This is a genomic window from Pseudoalteromonas sp. P1-30 (assembly GCF_001400005.1).
Classification (GTDB): Bacteria; Pseudomonadota; Gammaproteobacteria; order Enterobacterales; family Alteromonadaceae; genus Pseudoalteromonas; species Pseudoalteromonas atlantica.
In genome coordinates, this window is sequence record NZ_LKBC01000007.1 from 97,408 (window position 1) to 114,598 (window position 17,191).

Below are 17,191 nucleotides of genomic sequence, written 5' to 3' on the forward strand. Positions count from 1 at the left end.
GAGGGGGCCACTATGAAAATGATTAGTGCAATCATAAAACCATTTAAATTAGATGATGTGCGTGAAGCGCTCGCTGATTTAGGTATTGAAGGGATGACCGTAGTTGATGTTAAAGGTTTTGGACGTCAACGAGGCCATACAGAGCTGTATCGTGGAGCAGAGTATCAGGTAGATTTTATTCCTAAGATCAAACTTGAAATTGCTACTCGTACTGAAAATTGCCAACGCGTAGTTGAAGCAATTACCAAAATTGCATCAACAGGCAAAATTGGTGACGGTAAAATTTTCGTGTACGACTTAGATCAAATTGTGCGTATTCGTACGGGCGAACTTGATGAAGAAGCAATTTAAGGGGGCTGATTAATGGAAAACACAATTGTAGAACTCAAATTTTCACTCGACACCTTTTATTTTCTGGTGTCGGGTATACTAGTAATGTGGATGGCAGCAGGTTTTGCCATGTTAGAAGCGGGTTTAGTTCGCTCTAAAAATACCACTGAAATTTTAACTAAAAACGTGGCGCTGTATTCTATCGCATGTACCATGTTTTTATTGGTTGGCTACAACATTATGTATGTAGACAACGCTGAAGGCGGCATCATCCCTTCAATTGGCGCATTAATTGGCACGCAAGCGGCCGATGCTGACCACTCTTTAGAATCTGACTTTTTCTTCCAAGTAGTATTTGTTGCAACGGCTATGTCGATTGTATCGGGTGCCGTGGCTGAACGTATGAAGTTATTTGCTTTCTTAGCATTTGCAGTTGTTTTAACTGGCTTTATTTACCCAATGGAAGGTTACTGGACATGGGGCGGCGGTTTCTTATCAGAAATGGGCTTTGTAGATTTTGCAGGCTCTGCCATCGTTCACGGTGCTGGTGCTGCAGCTGCTTTAGCAGGTGTAATTTTACTTGGCGCTCGTAAAGGTAAATACGGTAAAAACGGTGAAATTTACCCAATTCCAGGCTCTAACCTACCACTTGCTACATTAGGTACGTTTATTTTATGGATGGGTTGGTTTGGTTTTAACGGTGGTTCGCAATTACTTCTTTCAGACAAAGAAAATGCAACAGCTGTAGGTCAAATTTTACTTAACACCAATGCCGCAGCGGCAATGGGTGCAATTGCTGCACTGTTTGTATGTAAAGTGTTGTGGGGTAAAGCTGATTTAACTATGGTACTAAACGGCGCATTAGCAGGTTTAGTTGTTATTACAGCAGACCCACTTTCACCATCTCCATTAATGGCGTGTTTACTAGGTATTTTAGGTGGCTCACTGGTTGTATTTAGCATTGTAGCTCTAGATAAAGCGAAGATTGATGACCCAGTAGGTGCTATCTCTGTTCACGGTGTATGTGGCGCGCTAGGTATTATGTTAGTGCCTGTATCTAACGGCGATGCAAACTTTGTAACACAGCTTATTGGTTTAGTGACTATTTTAGTCTTTGTTTTTGTAGCTTCATTTATTGTGTGGGCTATTTTAAAGCAAACTATGGGTATTCGCGTAACCGAAGAAGAAGAGCTAAGCGGTATGGACCAACACGATTGTGGCATTGATGCTTACCCTGAGTTTGTATCTGTTCGCAGTAACTAATATTAAATAGATTAATCATTGTGTTCACAAAGCCCTACCTTGGTAGGGCTTTTTTCGTTTCAGGGAAGGTTAACTTTTCAGGTGTTAGGCTATAGCCAATATGCTAAGCTCACACTCGTGAATAAACCTTGGAATAAATTACATTTAAATGGCTGACAACAAAAAAACACCCAGTAGTAAAACCACTCCTAAGCGTGCACCTAAAGCAACCAGCTCGCCACGTAAAGCTAAATCAAAAACGACTAAAAAAACGTCAAACACTGTTGTTAAACGCACATTTATGCGAAAAACATGGTCTGTTTTTTGGAAATTGAGCTTAGCTGTTTTTATTGCTATGGCCATGTATCTTATTTATTTAGATTCAAAAACAACACGTATATTTGAAGGTAATAAATGGCAGTTACCTGCCCAAGTATACGCACGCTCAATGGAGTTTTACCCAGGGCAGTTTTTATCTAGCCAAGAGGTTGTGTGGGAGCTTGAGCGCCTCAATTATTCATCAGTTAATAGGCTAAGCCGCACGGGGCAGTTTGTAAAAACAGCCGATAGCATAAAAATTTACCGACGCGACTTTGAGTTTTATGATGGCCTTGAAGAATCGCACATTATTGAGCTGCGTTTTGCGGGGCAAAAGGTAGCAACCATTAAAGATAAATTTGGCAGACGCCTAAACAGCGCTCGCCTAGAGCCTGTGCAAATAGCCCGTATTGGAAATGATTCAAAGCAAGATAGAGAGTTTGTACCGCTTGATAAGTTTCCGCCTATGTTGAAAGACACGTTATTAGTGGTAGAAGATCGGGATTTTTATCAGCACCATGGTGTGTCGGTATTTTCTATTTTGCGCGCGCTCTATTCAAACATTAAAGCAGGGCGTACCGTGCAAGGTGGTAGCACCTTAACGCAGCAGCTTGCAAAAAATATATACCTAACGCGTGAGCGTTCTTTAGTGCGTAAAATAAATGAAGCATTTATTGCGCTTATTTTAGATTACCGTTATTCAAAAGATCAGATTTTAGAAGCTTATTTAAATGAAGTTTACCTAGGGCAATCTTATAACCAAGGCGTGCATGGCATGGGCTTGGCCTCTGAGTTTTATTTTTCAAAGCCTGTTGATGAGCTGGAATATGACCAAATAGCGCTGCTGGTAGCGATGGTCAAAGGGCCTTCGTATTACAATCCTCGTCGCTATAAAGAACGCACTATGGAGCGTCGCGACCTAGTACTGCGCTTAATGGTTGAAAACAAGCTACTAACTACAAAAGAATACCGTGCATCACTTAAACGCCCAATTGATATAGCGCCTATGAAAGCAAGTTTACAAAAGTCATACCCTGGCTTTTTAGAACTTGTAAACCGTGAGCTTAAGCAGTTATTACCTGATCAAAAAACACTAGATGCCGGTGTGCGTGTATTTACTTACTTTGATTTGCAAAAACAAACGGCGATGGAAGAGTCCATTCAAAAAAGTTTACCGTATTTAGAAAAACGTCCTAACACGGATAAACTCGAAGCAGCCATGATCTCAGTTAATGTAGAAAAAGGCGGTGTGTCGGCTTTAGTGTCGGGGCGCGATGTTCGCTACTCAGGTTTTAACCGAGTGCTCGATACTAAACGAAATATTGGCTCTTTAGTTAAACCCGCGGTGTACTTAACAGCCCTGCAGTTACCACATTATAACTTAGCCACATTACTTGATGACTCCCCTGTGCAGGTAACAAATGAGCAAGGTAAAGTGTGGCAACCTGAGAACTTTGATCACCAATACCGAGGTGCATTACCACTTTATAAAGCCTTTAGTAACAGTATTAATATTCCTGCGGTAAATTTAGGCCTAGATGTAGGTGTTGATAAAGTAGCAAATACGCTCAAAGGGTTAGGAGCAAAAGGTAATATAGATGAATACCCCTCGCTGCTACTTGGTGCTGTAGAAATGTCGAGCTTTGAGGTTGCCCAGCTTTATACCACTATCGCAGCAGATGGCGAGTATAGAGAGCTTACTTCTGTATCTGCGCTAACAGACTCGGTAGGTAACGTATTGTATAAGCATAAAGTTAAGTCTGAGCCGCGCTTTGCAAAAGACTCTGTATATATGACTAAATATGCCATGAAGCGAGTGACAAAAGACGGCACCGCTAAGCGTTTAAATTTACACTTTCCATCAATTCAGCTTGCCGGTAAAACAGGCACTAGTAATGATTTACGTGATAGCTGGTTTGCAGGGTTTGATCAAAACACAGTGACCGTTGCATGGCTTGGTAGAGACGACAATAGAAGCACCGGTTTAACAGGGAGTGTGGGCGCCTTAGAAGCTTATATTCGTTACTTAAAACCGCTCAACCCTGAAGCAATAGCAGATACACGCCCGCCATCAATAAGATGGGCTTTCGTCAATGAAAGAACGGGTTTACAAGCACCGCCCGGATGCGGAAAAGTCATTCAGTTACCACTAAGAGCCAGTGAGTTTGAACCTAGGCCGCAGTGTATACGCTAATAAAATAAAACCTTAATAATAAAACCGCTAACTCAGCGGTTTTATTATATTTAGCTTCCTATCAAGATTTAAAAAACTGCATTGATTTAGTTAAGTCATCAGAGAGCTGACTAAGTTGCTGTGCGTCTTGCAGTGTAGATTGTGCAGAGAGAAGAGTGTGATCTGCTAAGTTACTGACTTCTTGCGAATCACTTAATGCTTGGGTGGTTGCGTTAGATTGCTCTTTAACCCGCAGTGCTATTTCCTCGCCTTGGTGTTTTATATCGCCCATACTTTGCTCTGCACTTTGTAAAATATCGTTTGTTTCGGTGGCGGCTTTTACCGATTGTTCCATCTTCTGGACACTTGAGCGCATTTTTTGTTGTGTATCGTCAGAAGCTTGTTGGAGAGAGCTAATTATTTGGTGAATTTCTTGGGTTTGAGTTTGTGTACGCTGGGCAAGGGTTCTTACTTCATCAGCTACCACGGCAAAACCACGGCCATGTTCACCGGCTCGTGCGGCTTCTATTGCTGCGTTTAGGGCTAATAAATTAGTTTGATCGGCTATTTCGCTAATGCCTTTACTTACTTTACTAATTTCTTGGCTATCTTGGGCTAAGCGATTGAGGGCTTGTTGGCTTTCGGTAAATTCAACTTGAAGGTCTTGCATGTATTTGGCAAGTTCCATGGTGTTGTTAGAGCCTTGCTTTACATGCTGCGCGGCATCTTGCGCTGTTAACATCGCTTGATTAGCAGACTCTTCTACACTCACTGCACTTTGCTCCATATTACTTAGTGAATCATGAATAGCGTTTACCCGTATTTGCTGTTTTTCAACATCGTTACTCGTTTGGCTGCTTGCCTGTGAAAGCGATTTAGTGGCGCCGCATAGCTCCACAGTACTTGCTTTTACATTCTCTAAAAGTTTTGAAAAGGCATTAAGAAGTGCGTTATATCGCGCTGCAATAATATCCATTTCATCATTAGTACTTGAGTTGATAACCGCATTTAAATCGCCATTTGCTGCACTTTGCGCAGCTTCGGCAAAGCGATTAATGGTATCGACCACAGCAAAGTAAAAACCAACCATTAAGTAAAATGCAATCAATAAACTAATTAATGATGCAGCTAATACAGTGTTTCTTGTCAAGCGTTGCGTGTTCAGTTTTTCATTTATTAGCGATTCAAGGGTAGGGATGCTTTTATCAATTAGTTGGCTAATACGACTAAGCACTTGGCTGGTAAGCCCTGCAAATTCGTTTTGTGTAAGCTGTATATCATCTGGTTCAAGCAGCTTTTTATCAATGGCTGTTTTAAAAGCGGCTATGGCGTTATGTAAATTAGTGAGAGAGGGCGTGAGTGCTTTATTTACAGATGCATCGGCTGTGGTGGCAATTGTAAGTATTTTATCGAGTTGCTGCTGGTACAAAGGTAGCGACTTACTTAAGTTTGAAAGCGCAATAAAAGTCTCTGGTGTAAAACGCTGGTTAGTAAGAACGGTATTAGCGCTTTGCGCTGTCGCATTTATCTGCATGATAAGCGCAGGTATAGGCGTAACTAATGCGCGATTAACATAAGCACTCGCAAGTTGGTTATCTAAGGCTAAATTAGACTGTATTGAAACCAGCTCAAGTACGTCATTCATTTGCTCATCTTTTACATTAAAACCACGTGCTTTTGCTACTTTTATATTTTTATAGGTTTCACCCTGCATTTGATTTGCAAGAATGTCTCTGTAGCTCAGTAAACCTTGTTTTTGCATTTGAGAGACGCTGATACTCTCGCTTAATAAAGAGACTAAAAAAAACAAACTAAGCGCAAGGGGTAATAATAAAATACCAAAAACTAAACCAATTTTAGTTTTATATTTTAAGTTGCCCATTAATGATATAGCAGGTGCTGCTAAGTGCCTTAAGCTCGTCATACGTTTCTCTTGTGGGGTAAAAGTGAGTCTAAAAAGTGAGACCGTATAAAGGCTAAAAACCATTCAATTATCAATACGCACAAATAAAAAAGCCCGTAAGGGCTTTTTTAACTTTAGAGTTAATAACGCACATTATTAACACATGTATTGGATGCTTATAGCTTAGCGAAGGCGCGCTCTGCAGCTTCTATAGTCGCTTGTACTTCTTGCTCTGTGTGCGCAGCACACACAAAGCCAGCTTCAAATGCAGAAGGTGCTAGGTATACGCCTTCTTCCAACATTAAGTGGAAAAAGCGTTTAAAGCGTTCTAAATCACATTCAGTTGCTTGCTGGTAAGTTGTCACTTTTTCAGCATCAGTGAAGAAAAAGCCATACATACCGCCAGCGTAGTTAGTGGTTAGAGGAATGCCAGCTTTTTTAGCGCCTGCTTCAAAGCCTTCACAAATAGCTTTAGAAATAGCTTCTAACTTATCGTGCAAACCTGGCTCACTTAATAGCTCAAGCGATTTTAAACCCGCAGCCATTGCAATAGGGTTACCAGAAAGAGTACCGGCTTGGTAAACCGGACCTACTGGCGCAATGTAATCCATAATTTCGGTTTTGCCGCCAAAGGCACCAACAGGCATGCCGCCACCAATGACTTTACCTAAACATGTTAAGTCAGGTTTTATGTTGTAATACGCCTGAGCGCCACCTAATGCAACACGAAAACCGGTCATTACTTCGTCAAAAATAAGCACCGATTTGTACTCATCACATACTGCACGCAAGCCTTCTAAAAAGCCTTCTACAGGAGGAATACAGTTCATGTTACCCGCTACTGGCTCAACGATGATACAGGCAATATCGTCTGCGTATTTTTCAAATACCGCTTTTACTTCATCAAGGTTATTAAACGATACGGTAAGCGTGTGCTTTGCAAAATCCTCAGGGATACCAGGTGAATTTGGCACACCCATGGTTAATGCGCCAGAACCTGCTTTTACTAATAATGAGTCGGCATGGCCGTGGTAACAACCTTCAAACTTAAGGATTTTATCACGCCCTGTATAGCCACGAGCTAAGCGAATGGCGCTCATTGTTGCTTCGGTACCAGAGCTTACCATACGTACTTTTTCGATTGAGGGGACAAGCGCTTTTACTTTTTCGGCCATTAAAATTTCGGCTTCAGTGGGCGCCCCATAACTTAAACCGTTTTCTACCGCTTCGTGAACAGCTTGCTTTATAGCTGGGTGGTTATGGCCCATGATCATCGGGCCCCATGAACCTACATAATCGATATAACGGTTACCATCGGCATCAAAGGTAAAGGCACCCTCGGCTTTGGTAATAAATAGTGGCGTACCACCAACACCGTTAAATGCACGTACAGGTGAATTTACGCCACCAGGAATTGAAGTTTGTGCACGATTAAATAAATCTTGGCTTATTGTCATGAAAAATCCTATTAGTTGTCGCTTGGTAAAAATGTTTAGCTGTCGCGTTTGCGGCTAAACCAAGGTACGTCTACTTCATATTGCTCGACTTTATTTTCTACGCCGAGGGTTAAAGCAAACAGTGCCATACGAATTAACACGCCATTTTGTACTTGGCGGAAAATAGCTAAATTGTCGTTACTGTTTAAGTCGTTATCAAGCTCATTAGCTTCTAAACGGCTATCGCGTGGGAGCGGGTGCATAAGCACGGAATTTGGCTTACAGTGCGCGTTATAAATTGATTGGCTAATTCTAAAGCCGCCACGGTATTTATTAGCCTCTTCTTGTGAAGGAAAGCGCTCTTCTTGAATACGTGTTTGGTACACAATATCGGCTGCTAAGTTCCCTTCCATTTTGTTGACTAATTGTATTTTATGGCCTGCATTTTCTACCGCATCTAAAATACTCGTTGGCATTTGCAGGCCATCGGGCGCCACCATCGAAAATTTTACGTTTTTGTAATGGCACAATAATTTAGATAATGAATGTACTGTGCGTCCATATTTTAAATCGCCAACTAAGGCGATATGCATGCCATCAATGTTTTGATCAAATCGGTTGAGTTCGCGCTCAATAGTAAGCAAGTCAAGTAGTGCTTGAGTAGGGTGCTCGTTTGGGCCATCACCTCCGTTAATTACCGGTACGGTACAACCGTCTGCAAATTCGCTTACCGAGCCTGCATCAGGGTGGCGCATAGCAACGGCATCAGCGTACGCTGAAATAACGCGCGCAGTGTCGTAAAGCGATTCGCCTTTAGCAAGGGCTGAGCTTTGCATGCCGGTTGTTTCGCGCACGCCACCGCCTAGTAAATTAAAGGCAGTACCAAAGCTTACACGCGTACGCGTGCTTGGTTCAAAAAACAAATTAGCTAAAATAGCGCCTTCTAGCACTGTTGTTTGCTTTTGTTTTTTAGCATAAGGCTCCATTTTTTTCGCTACTGCAAAAATACGCTCAATGCAGTCTCTGTCGAGTTGATTTACCGACAGTATATGTTCACCTTGGAAACTTAACATGGGGTTATTCCTAATCAATCAAAGGGGCGCGATAATCCATAAAAATGGGGCACGCAATCGCGCGTGTTATAGCAAGTATTGTAAATTGCAGCGCAGTTTAACATGCGCTACACAGCTTATAAATTAGGTTTTATTACCGCAAGCGTAACAATAATTAGCAGCGCAATAACTGGGAGCTCATTAAAAATACGATAAAAGCGGTCCGTTTTGGTATTTCTGTCGTGTTTAAAGTCGCTCAGTAATTTAAAGCAGTAGCCGTGATATAGATATAAAATAATGACCAGTACTAGTTTGTAGTGCAGCCACATGCTGTATCTAAACCACTCACGGCCATATTCTACAATAGTGAGTACACCAAAAACGGCCGTTAAAATAGCAAACGGGGTAACAAAAAAGAGTAGCCGGCGTTCCATCACTTTAAGCATTGAGTTACAGGCTTTTTCTTCGCTCATTGCGTGGTATACAAATAACCGAGGTAAATAAAAAATACCGGCAAACCAAGCAATCATAAAAAAAATGTGCAGTGTTTTATAAATTAGTAAAGCGCTCATAAGAATCCTAAAGTAGGCTGTTACGAATAGTTAAAATATTATTTATTTGATCCCAGCGTAATAGCCCCATTATTTGCTGATCATCTAGCAAGTTGTATACATACAGGGCGCCGCTGCGTTTATCTTTTAAAATATCAAAGGCATCAGCTAAGGTCGACTGGCTGCTAATGCCTTGTAAACTAATGTAGTTTATATTTATATTTTCGCCCGACATCAGGGTAAGGTCGTACTCTGCTAGGCGATAGCCGTTTTCTTCATCGTAAACTATTAAAGGGGTTTGGCTGTCCATGGCGTCTAAGGTGTTTTTAATTTGCTCTTTATCGTCTGAATAAAGCAGTTTAAAGTCCTCATCCATATCATCCATTATGCCCACTTTTTGTAGCGCCTCCGTTGCGGGTGATACATGATAGGGTAGCCCCTGAAAATCGAGCTGTTGCAAAAATATAGACCGATTGCCAAATACTTGCAGCGCCGTTACATAGGCGGTTGTTATCACTAACATGGCCGGTACAATAATCTCTGGCGAGGACGTAAGCTCCATCACAGTTGTTAATGCTGCTAACGGCGCATGTAATGTAGCTGCGAGTAAACCGGCCATTCCTAATACGCCGTATGTGCCTGCAATGTCAGCACCTGGGCTTATAAACTGGGCAAAAAAGGCCATTAAAGTACCTGTTAATACACCTAGCCCAATAACGGGACCTATTAAGCCGCCCGGTATTCCTAGGCCAATGGCAAACAGGGTCGCCAGCAGTTTAGCTATTAAAATAGTGGTAAGTAGCTGCGCGTTTTCAGGCGATTCAACCGCAATAGTAATCGCACTCATACCCGAACCCATTGCTTGGGGCACTGCATAGGCAATAATACTCGCAATACAACCTGCAATGAGTAAACGAGGAAACATGCTTAAAGGTTTAAATGTTTTTATGATCAGCATTAAATTTTGATTAAAGCTATAGGCAATTGCCCCTAAGGCCATGCCACATAAAATTAAATATGGGTAATGCCAACCACTCAATGGCGTAATGCTAATAAGTGCAAGCTCTGAGCCTTCACCAAACACAAATTGGGTTGCTAATGCACCAGTTAGTGCGGCAAGCATAATTGGTACAAAAATATGCACTTTGTACTCACGTAGCACCACTTCCATTACAAAAATAACCGCAGCCAGTGGGGTATTAAACGAGGCCGCAATACCAGCGGCGACACCACAGCCACTTAATGTACGCATGGCGTTATGTGGTAAATGAAGTTTATCGGCTAATATACTTGCGCCAGTGGCGCCCATATGAACAGATGGCCCTTCGCGGCCCACCGAAAAACCACTAATAAGTGCCAGTGCACCACCAACAAATTGGTTTACGGTGTTGTAAAGCGGCATTTGCCCGTAGTGGCGTTTAATGCGATGAATAACAAAAGGAATGCCTAATCGGTAGTGCTTAAAGCCAGTAAATGCAGCAAATGTAGCAATCAGTAGCGCAGCAATTAACGGCATTAAAACCCGTTCAATAGTGGGGATAGTCGTAAAATTATCGGGAGTGTCTAAAAATAAGCTTTGAAAAAACAGAATCGTTAAGCGAAATAAAATAATAAAAAATGCAGCAATTAAACCAGCACTTACGCCTAATAAGCATAATTGCACAGAGGTTTTTGGTTTTGCTAATCGACGCCTGAGTTGCTCAAGCCACATGCTGTATTCTCCGCCACATTTTTTCAGCGAGCAGTTTAACAAAAGTGTGCAGGTAAGTCCTTGTGATTTTGCAATTTTAAACACTTATATTAACAAATATTACAGCAATCACTGAAAACACATTTTGCTATCGTATCGGCTAAAGCAATAGTTAAAAGCCTAAGATACCTCAAGAGATGTTTGACTATACTTGATTAAAACACTCGGGTATTAGATAATCACGCCATTGCGATATTGAGGGTTTTAAAATGTCTGAAGAATTACCAATAAAGTTCAGCGATGCAGCTGCTGTTCGTGTTAAACAGTTAATCGACGAAGAAGAAAATCCAGATTTAAAACTGCGTGTTTACGTAACAGGTGGTGGTTGTTCTGGTTTTCAATATGGTTTTACTTTTGATGAAAAAGCAAATCCTGGCGATTTAGAAATAGTTAAAAATGGTGTAACCCTGGTTATTGACCCAATGAGTATTCAGTACTTAGTTGATGGCGAAGTGGATTACACCGAAGGGTTAGAAGGCGCACGCTTTTTTGTATCTAATCCTAATGCAACGACTACCTGTGGGTGTGGTGCAAGTTTTAGCGTTTAAGCAATTTACGCTTAGCTATTAAAGCCGCGTTAGCGGCTTTTTTAATGCCTAAAATTCAATTGGGCTGTAATGGGTAAACTGCATTATTAATACAAAAAAGCCTAATACAAAAGCAGAAAAGGCAAGTATGTATAAAAAGCCTTTTTTACCTTGTTTAATGGGTACTCCGTAGTGACGTAAAAACAAAAACCATAAAAAGCATAGTAAAATAGGCAACAAAAATAAGACTCTAAACATACTTCCTCTTTAGTCCCTTAGTTAGGGAAAAACGTTATTTATGGGAACTTTTTACCCTTACTGTTGTTTAAACATCAATACAGCAAGGTTATTCGCACGTTAATTTGTAACAAAGTGCTTTTATCTTACAATTATTTTTTTAGGAAAAAACTTAATATTTTTGGTACGTTAACTTAAATATTCAGCATAAGTAAAGGTTAGTGGTTGGGTAAATTTATGCAAACTATGTAATTAATTATTTAACCGAACTGTTAATAGTATATAATGTATCCAAGAGTGAGACGGGCAAAATTTCACTCTTAATAAAAATAAACCTATATCCTATTTTTGCGGGTTAGCACTGAATAGATTGGTAGGTTGAATAAGTAGCAATACCTTTGCTTATTTAAGCAATAGCTTGCTATTGAATAATGTAGTGGGTATCTGCTTATATGCCTCCAATCATTGTGTGACTACTGCTTTGACGGGTATGTCATATCATCTAGTAGGAGATGTAAAATGATGGGCAAGACTGTTTCTTCTGAAGAAAACGAAAAGCTAACTAAATGGCTTAAAACAAAACGCCATGAAAAGGGTCATACAATGCGTAGCCTGGCACAAGTGCTAGGAACACCTCACTCATTTATCGGTAAGATTGAAAATCAAGAACGCCGCTTAGATGTTATTGAGTTTGTACGTTACTGTAATGCACTTGAAGTTGATCCGCATGAAGCGCTAGGCTTAATTAAAGCGGATTAATATTGTTTTGCTTAGGGTGTTATAAGGGGCACTTGAACGGCCTAAGCAAATCACGTTAATGCAAGGATGCATTACATATTTTTATGGTAATTTTGCTCTAACTGATAGAGCTTATGCCTAATCAAATATAAAAACACCAGCGAAGGTATTACCATTAATGCCGTTAACACAAAAAATAATGCCCAATTTCCCATTAGCCAATCATCAATAACCACACCACTGTAACTTGAAAGCAATGTACGCCCTAAATTCCCAAGCGAAGCCAGTAAAGCATAATGTGTTGCACTAAATGCCCGGTCACATAACATCGATATAAATGCCACCATAGCGACTAACGACCAAGCCTGAGTAAAGCCGTCAATTACAATAGCAAAAGCGTATAAGCCTAAATTAGGGCCAACCAGCGCAATAGCCGAAAATGCTAAATTAGACCCCGCCATAGCTACACCACTTATAAATAGCCCTTTTACAATGCCGTACTTTTGATTAAACAAGCTGCCCACAAAGGTAAAAGCAATGGTGAGTACTGCAGTGCCTACTTTTGAAAAAGTGGCTATATCGCTGTTGCTAAAGCCTATTTCTTTATAAAAAACAATCGACATACGCCCTAAAAAAGCTTCGCCTATTTTAAATAAGAAAATAAATGCTAATAAGGCAAGGGCTGTTTTAACCCCATTTTTAGCAAAAAAGGTTTTAAAGGGATCAACCACTGTAACGCCAAGCCAAGCAATCACTTTAGTAAAGGGCGTTTGCTTAATGCTGGCTAGTTTTTCAAGGTATACGCGCTCAAGCTCTGCGTGAACAGCTTCTCGGTTTGATTTAGGCTCTTTGGCAAATAACACGCCGCTCATTAGTATCAACATAACAGCGGCTAAAAAGTAATACACTTGTGGCCAATCTAAAGAGGGGATATCGGCCATGTAAAAAGGTATAGCCCCTAGTAATGCATAACCTGTCCACCAACCCGATGTGGCCATAGCAGCAGCTGCAGTGGCTTTATGAGATTCGTTTTCGCTTAACGTGTCTATTCTAAAAGCATCAATTGCTATGTCTTGTGTGGCAGAGGCGACTGCGATGAGTAAACACAAGCCGGCGGCAATCGCTAAGTTTGCTTTTAAATCAAGCCCCGCTAAAAGCAGGGTGCCAATAAACATAAAGCTTTGGCAAAATAAAATCCAGCTGCGACGTTGCCCAAACCACTTGTACAATAACGGCAGTTTGGTTCTATCAATAAGCGGCGACCACATAAAATTAATGCTGTATGCGCCAAATACAATACCAAATAAGCCAATCATACTGCGGCTTAGGCCTTCGTCTTTTAGCCAAGCCGACATCACAGAGCCAATCAGTACCCATGGAAAACCACTGCTCATACCAAATATAAAAATATTGATTAAACGTTTATCTTTAAAATACGAGAAATATTCGCTTACTGAGAGGGTTTTGCTCATAGGGCCTTCATTGGCGTTGGGTGCAACTTAGTTGCACCTCAGTGATTTATAATGGGGTTTGCTCAAGTACTTTAATATTTAAAATAACAACGGGCGTTTTTGGTACAAAGTCGTAGCCAATTTTTTCATTAAAGCCGGTTTCAACAGCCATAATTTTATCTAGCGTGTCGTAACCATCCATTACATTGCCAAACACGGCAAAGCCCCAATCTCTACCTGGGTTTAAATGATCGTTATCATCCATATTAAAAAAGAACTGGCGAGTTCCTGAATGCGGTTCACGGTCTTGATACGCCATAGCGATGCTGTACATATCATTTTTTAAACCATTGCCACTTTCGTTAAATATAGGGTCGTTTTCGTGTAAGCCATCAAGGTCTTTATCGTAGCCACCACCTTGTATTACAAAGTCACGGTCGTTTTCAACATCACGTTCTACACGGTGGAATATACTGCCTTGGTAACTTTTATCCATTACGTAGGTTAAAAAGTTATTTACCGTAATAGGGGCTTTTGAGCGGTCTAGCTCAACCACAATGCTACCCAATGACGTGACTATTTCTACACGCGGGAAAATATTGTCTTTTTGAACAAAACGGCCTTCTTGCGCGGCAAAGGTGCTTACACTAAATAGTAGGCTTAAGCAGATTAAAAATCGTTTCATTGTTAACCTTCTAAAAATTCAATTAATTCTGGGTCCGATACAATGCGGGTTATAATTTGTTCCGTCAACTTATTGAGTTGACCTTCAATTTTGGCGCGATCGTGGCTCAGCGGCCCTTCTAAATTAGCACTGCCACGATACACTTTACTAAAATTGCTGGTAGAGCGAATGACCCTTACGCCTAGCTCAATGTGCGCTTCGCTGGTATGGCTCATGAGCTTTTCAGTCACCTTTGCTTGTAAGGCATGAATGTCTAGTTCAAAGCGGGTTGTTGCTAGGTTTGAAATACTTGCCCCGTTACGATTTAGCGCGCTATCTAATACGCTTTTAACAGAGGTTACAATATCTTGGCTGGCAAAGGTTTTGGTTTTGTCCGACTCAACAAGCTTAAGGGTTGCGCTATCACCACGTAAATCAATAACGCTGGTACTTAAACTGGCTGAAATAACGCTAATTTGGCCACTTTTATAAACCGGGTTTAATATCACTTGGTTTGGCTGGTTACTGCATGCGCTAAACACCAGCATGGAGCAACAGGCTAAAATAAATTTAGTTAATTTCATTTTATAGCATCCCACTATTTTTAGTTGCGCTGAGCACTACAAACTTTTTGTTTGAACCTAATAGCTTACAGTTACCAAACATACGATTTAATTTATCGTGATAATCTAAATGACGATTACCAATAATACGCAGCTCGCCACCTTCTTTTAATGTATCTTTTGCTTGTTTAAACATTTGCCACGCAATGTGGTCGGTAACAGCTTGGGCTTGGTGAAATGGAGGGTTACACAACACCATATCCACACTGTCTCTTGCAAAGCCGGTTAAACAATCGTTTTCTATAAATTGGCAATCATCAAATTTATTTGCTTGGTTAAGTTCTACATTTAAACGTGCAGATTCGACCGCCATGTACGACTCATCAACAAAGGTTACCGACGCATTTGGACAGCGTGATAACGTCATTAAACCCACCACACCATTACCACAACCTAAGTCGATAATACTTTTTGCTTTTGAGGTTTGCGGCAAGTAATTAAAAAAGAACCGTGCACCTATATCTAACGAATCGCGCGAAAACACATTGGCATGGTTCGTTATATTAAAATCAGTGCCTTCAAGCTGCCAACTTACCGGGAAGTTAGCTTCTTTATAACCGCCTTTAGCTGTACTTAATATTAAACGCGACTTTTTAACGGCCAAACTTGTTTTGGTTTCGCCAATAAATTGCTCAAACGCTTTTATAGTTGAGTTATGAATTTCCTTTGTTTTACCCGCGGCAATAACCGGTGTGCCAGGGGCAAGTACTTCACTCAACTCGCTTAATTGAAACTGTAAAAACCCGACGTTACGCGGTATTTTTATAAGTACTAAATCAACCTCTTCAGGCAGCGCAGATAAGCTATCTAACTGTGTAAATTGGGCTGTTGATAGTTTATTTTCTTTTAAATTATAGGCTGCAGCTTGGTGGCTAATATAAGAATCGTTAACTGAACAAACCGTTAATTCACTAAAATAACAGGCAAGGGCACCAAACGCGTCGTTTAAAATTAGTAATGAGCGACAATCAGGGTGATGTTCGTTAACATAATTGATAAGGTACTCGTCGGCCGAATCCCACGCTCGTAAACTGCGGTTTTTTTGATCCAAAGGGAAACGTTCAAGAGTAAATGTTTTATCGCCTAGCTGGGCTTGCGTCGTCATAATGGTTTGTTGATCAGTAATCTAATGTAGGTAAATTCTAACATGCAACGGCAAAACGCCAACCCCCAACAGTTACCAAACGGCTTTTCTTATCAAAGTAAGGCGCTTAGTGCGCAAAAAAGCCTCGATTTATTTTATTATTTACAAAAAAATCTTAATTGGCAGCAGCCTAATGTCACTGTGTATGGCAGAACAGGGCCCATTCCACGTTTGCAATGTTTTATGAGCGACTTAAATATTGAATATGGTTACTCACACAGTAAACAAATAGTAGAGCCGTGGGATGAGGTGCTTTTAGCAATGCGAAAACGTTTAGAGCGACATTTAAATAAGCCGCTTAATTCGTTATTAGTTAATTATTACCGTGATGGTAACGACACCATGGGCTGGCACAGTGATGATGAAATAGAACTAGGCCCTGAACCTACCATTGTATGTATATCACTTGGTGCTGAGCGCGTACTCAAATTAAAACAAAAAGCCACCAATAAAGTCACCGACTTAAAATTACAAAGCGGTAGTTGCTTAGTGATGAGTGGGCATAGTCAGCGCGACTACCAGCACGCAATCCCCAAACAAACAACGCTTGCTCACCCACGGATCAGCTTAACGTACCGCTTTATTGAGCACATTAAACAAAAGCAATTTAGTTAGTTAAATTAACTTGTTATAGTAGCTGCACAAATCAGTGACTAAATATGGTGTTTTAATGTCAATGCAACAACAAATTCAAGACAAGCTTAGTAGCGCGATTGCCTGTAAGCATTTAAACGTAATTAACGAAAGCCATATGCATAGCGCCGGTAGTGAGTCGCATTTTAAAGTAATTGTGGTAAGTGAAGAATTTGCGGGTAAACGATTACTACAGCGCCACCGCCAAATTAACGAAGTACTAAAAGATGAGCTAGCAAATCATATTCATGCCTTAGCGATTCATACGTACACGCCAGATGAATTTTCAGAGCAGGGTGGCGAAGCACCTGACTCTCCAAATTGTATGGGCGGCTCAAAGCTAAATTAACCACAATGTAGGTTAGCCAATATAAATAGGGGTATTTGATCAGCTTTAACTGATCAGATCAGTGTTTTTA

17 protein-coding genes are annotated in these 17,191 nt (G+C 40.7%); 7 read left to right on the forward strand and 10 right to left on the reverse strand.

Annotated elements, in window-relative coordinates:
- The first annotated feature begins 12 nt into the window (after positions 1-12).
- From AN395_RS12480 to mrcB, 3 genes are all read left to right on the forward strand, one after another.
- On the forward strand, positions 13-351 hold the full coding sequence (locus AN395_RS12480; RefSeq protein WP_004587162.1) for a P-II family nitrogen regulator: 339 nt from the start codon (positions 13-15) through the stop codon (positions 349-351).
- A 12-nt stretch (positions 352-363) separates the two neighbouring features.
- Positions 364-1,593, forward strand: coding sequence for an ammonium transporter (locus AN395_RS12485; protein WP_054983200.1), 1,230 nt, complete (start codon positions 364-366; stop codon positions 1,591-1,593).
- Positions 1,594-1,741: 148 nt separating this feature from the next.
- Positions 1,742-4,084 (forward strand): penicillin-binding protein 1B, encoded by a 2,343-nt coding sequence (mrcB, locus tag AN395_RS12490; protein WP_054983201.1) that lies wholly within the window; start codon positions 1,742-1,744, stop codon positions 4,082-4,084.
- Positions 4,085-4,145: 61 nt separating this feature from the next.
- Here mrcB and AN395_RS12495 read toward each other — a convergent pair whose 3' ends face one another.
- The 5 genes from AN395_RS12495 to AN395_RS12515 form a co-directional block, all read right to left on the reverse strand.
- Positions 4,146-5,987: a methyl-accepting chemotaxis protein gene (locus tag AN395_RS12495; protein WP_054983202.1), complete on the reverse strand. Its 1,842-nt coding sequence runs from the start codon at positions 5,985-5,987 to the stop codon at positions 4,146-4,148.
- Positions 5,988-6,142: 155 nt separating this feature from the next.
- Positions 6,143-7,423 (reverse strand): glutamate-1-semialdehyde 2,1-aminomutase, encoded by a 1,281-nt coding sequence (gene hemL, locus AN395_RS12500; RefSeq protein WP_054983203.1) that lies wholly within the window; start codon positions 7,421-7,423, stop codon positions 6,143-6,145.
- 35 nt (positions 7,424-7,458) lie between these two features.
- Positions 7,459-8,475, reverse strand: coding sequence for an aspartate carbamoyltransferase (locus AN395_RS12505; RefSeq protein ID WP_004587156.1), 1,017 nt, complete (start codon positions 8,473-8,475; stop codon positions 7,459-7,461).
- 116 nt (positions 8,476-8,591) lie between these two features.
- Positions 8,592-9,026, reverse strand: coding sequence for a CopD family protein (locus AN395_RS12510; RefSeq protein ID WP_054983204.1), 435 nt, complete (start codon positions 9,024-9,026; stop codon positions 8,592-8,594).
- A 7-nt stretch (positions 9,027-9,033) separates the two neighbouring features.
- Positions 9,034-10,716: a chloride channel protein gene (locus AN395_RS12515; RefSeq protein WP_024034303.1), complete on the reverse strand. Its 1,683-nt coding sequence runs from the start codon at positions 10,714-10,716 to the stop codon at positions 9,034-9,036.
- Positions 10,717-10,964: 248 nt separating this feature from the next.
- Here AN395_RS12515 and erpA point away from each other — a divergent pair, with 248 nt between their 5' ends.
- Positions 10,965-11,303, forward strand: a complete 339-nt coding sequence (gene erpA, locus AN395_RS12520; protein ID WP_002958911.1) for an iron-sulfur cluster insertion protein ErpA — start codon at positions 10,965-10,967, stop codon at positions 11,301-11,303.
- Positions 11,304-11,351: 48 nt separating this feature from the next.
- Here erpA and AN395_RS12525 read toward each other — a convergent pair whose 3' ends face one another.
- Positions 11,352-11,540, reverse strand: coding sequence for a hypothetical protein (locus tag AN395_RS12525; RefSeq protein WP_004587152.1), 189 nt, complete (start codon positions 11,538-11,540; stop codon positions 11,352-11,354).
- A gap of 498 nt (positions 11,541-12,038) precedes the next feature.
- On the opposite strand from AN395_RS12525, the gene AN395_RS12530 reads away from it, so the two are divergent.
- A complete protein-coding gene (locus AN395_RS12530; protein ID WP_004587151.1) occupies positions 12,039-12,278 on the forward strand; it encodes a helix-turn-helix domain-containing protein in 240 nt (79 codons plus the stop codon).
- Positions 12,279-12,349: 71 nt separating this feature from the next.
- Here AN395_RS12530 and AN395_RS12535 read toward each other — a convergent pair whose 3' ends face one another.
- From AN395_RS12535 to AN395_RS12550, 4 genes are read right to left on the reverse strand one after another with little or no spacing between them, the layout of a single operon-like run.
- Positions 12,350-13,729 (reverse strand): AmpG family muropeptide MFS transporter, encoded by a 1,380-nt coding sequence (locus tag AN395_RS12535; RefSeq protein WP_004587150.1) that lies wholly within the window; start codon positions 13,727-13,729, stop codon positions 12,350-12,352.
- 46 nt (positions 13,730-13,775) lie between these two features.
- Positions 13,776-14,393 (reverse strand): peptidylprolyl isomerase, encoded by a 618-nt coding sequence (locus AN395_RS12540; protein ID WP_004587149.1) that lies wholly within the window; start codon positions 14,391-14,393, stop codon positions 13,776-13,778.
- 2 nt (positions 14,394-14,395) lie between these two features.
- Positions 14,396-14,956, reverse strand: a complete 561-nt coding sequence (locus AN395_RS12545) for a YajG family lipoprotein (protein ID WP_004587148.1) — start codon at positions 14,954-14,956, stop codon at positions 14,396-14,398.
- A 1-nt stretch (position 14,957) separates the two neighbouring features.
- A complete protein-coding gene (locus tag AN395_RS12550) occupies positions 14,958-16,100 on the reverse strand; it encodes a methyltransferase (protein WP_054983205.1) in 1,143 nt (380 codons plus the stop codon).
- Positions 16,101-16,142: 42 nt separating this feature from the next.
- Between AN395_RS12550 and AN395_RS12555 the strand changes: the two genes are divergently transcribed.
- Positions 16,143-16,754, forward strand: a complete 612-nt coding sequence (locus AN395_RS12555) for an alpha-ketoglutarate-dependent dioxygenase AlkB (RefSeq protein ID WP_004587146.1) — start codon at positions 16,143-16,145, stop codon at positions 16,752-16,754.
- 55 nt (positions 16,755-16,809) lie between these two features.
- Positions 16,810-17,121 (forward strand): BolA family transcriptional regulator, encoded by a 312-nt coding sequence (locus AN395_RS12560; protein ID WP_029773850.1) that lies wholly within the window; start codon positions 16,810-16,812, stop codon positions 17,119-17,121.
- The last annotated feature ends 70 nt before the right edge of the window (positions 17,122-17,191 follow it).

Excerpts from the sequence above, each read along its gene's own strand:
- AN395_RS12480 (WP_004587162.1), top strand. The coding sequence starts at position 13 with ATGAAAATGATTAGTGCAATCATAAAACCATTTAAATTAGATGATGTG.
- AN395_RS12485 (WP_054983200.1), top strand. The coding sequence starts at position 364 with ATGGAAAACACAATTGTAGAACTCAAATTTTCACTCGACACCTTTTAT.
- mrcB (WP_054983201.1), top strand. The coding sequence starts at position 1,742 with ATGGCTGACAACAAAAAAACACCCAGTAGTAAAACCACTCCTAAGCGT.
- AN395_RS12495 (WP_054983202.1), bottom strand. The coding sequence starts at position 5,987 with ATGACGAGCTTAAGGCACTTAGCAGCACCTGCTATATCATTAATGGGC.
- hemL (WP_054983203.1), bottom strand. The coding sequence starts at position 7,423 with ATGACAATAAGCCAAGATTTATTTAATCGTGCACAAACTTCAATTCCT.
- AN395_RS12505 (WP_004587156.1), bottom strand. The coding sequence starts at position 8,475 with ATGTTAAGTTTCCAAGGTGAACATATACTGTCGGTAAATCAACTCGAC.
- AN395_RS12510 (WP_054983204.1), bottom strand. The coding sequence starts at position 9,026 with ATGAGCGCTTTACTAATTTATAAAACACTGCACATTTTTTTTATGATT.
- AN395_RS12515 (WP_024034303.1), bottom strand. The coding sequence starts at position 10,716 with ATGTGGCTTGAGCAACTCAGGCGTCGATTAGCAAAACCAAAAACCTCT.
- erpA (WP_002958911.1), top strand. The coding sequence starts at position 10,965 with ATGTCTGAAGAATTACCAATAAAGTTCAGCGATGCAGCTGCTGTTCGT.
- AN395_RS12525 (WP_004587152.1), bottom strand. The coding sequence starts at position 11,540 with ATGTTTAGAGTCTTATTTTTGTTGCCTATTTTACTATGCTTTTTATGG.
- AN395_RS12530 (WP_004587151.1), top strand. The coding sequence starts at position 12,039 with ATGATGGGCAAGACTGTTTCTTCTGAAGAAAACGAAAAGCTAACTAAA.
- AN395_RS12535 (WP_004587150.1), bottom strand. The coding sequence starts at position 13,729 with ATGAGCAAAACCCTCTCAGTAAGCGAATATTTCTCGTATTTTAAAGAT.
- AN395_RS12540 (WP_004587149.1), bottom strand. The coding sequence starts at position 14,393 with ATGAAACGATTTTTAATCTGCTTAAGCCTACTATTTAGTGTAAGCACC.
- AN395_RS12545 (WP_004587148.1), bottom strand. The coding sequence starts at position 14,956 with ATGAAATTAACTAAATTTATTTTAGCCTGTTGCTCCATGCTGGTGTTT.
- AN395_RS12550 (WP_054983205.1), bottom strand. The coding sequence starts at position 16,100 with ATGACGACGCAAGCCCAGCTAGGCGATAAAACATTTACTCTTGAACGT.
- AN395_RS12555 (WP_004587146.1), top strand. The coding sequence starts at position 16,143 with ATGCAACGGCAAAACGCCAACCCCCAACAGTTACCAAACGGCTTTTCT.
- AN395_RS12560 (WP_029773850.1), top strand. The coding sequence starts at position 16,810 with ATGTCAATGCAACAACAAATTCAAGACAAGCTTAGTAGCGCGATTGCC.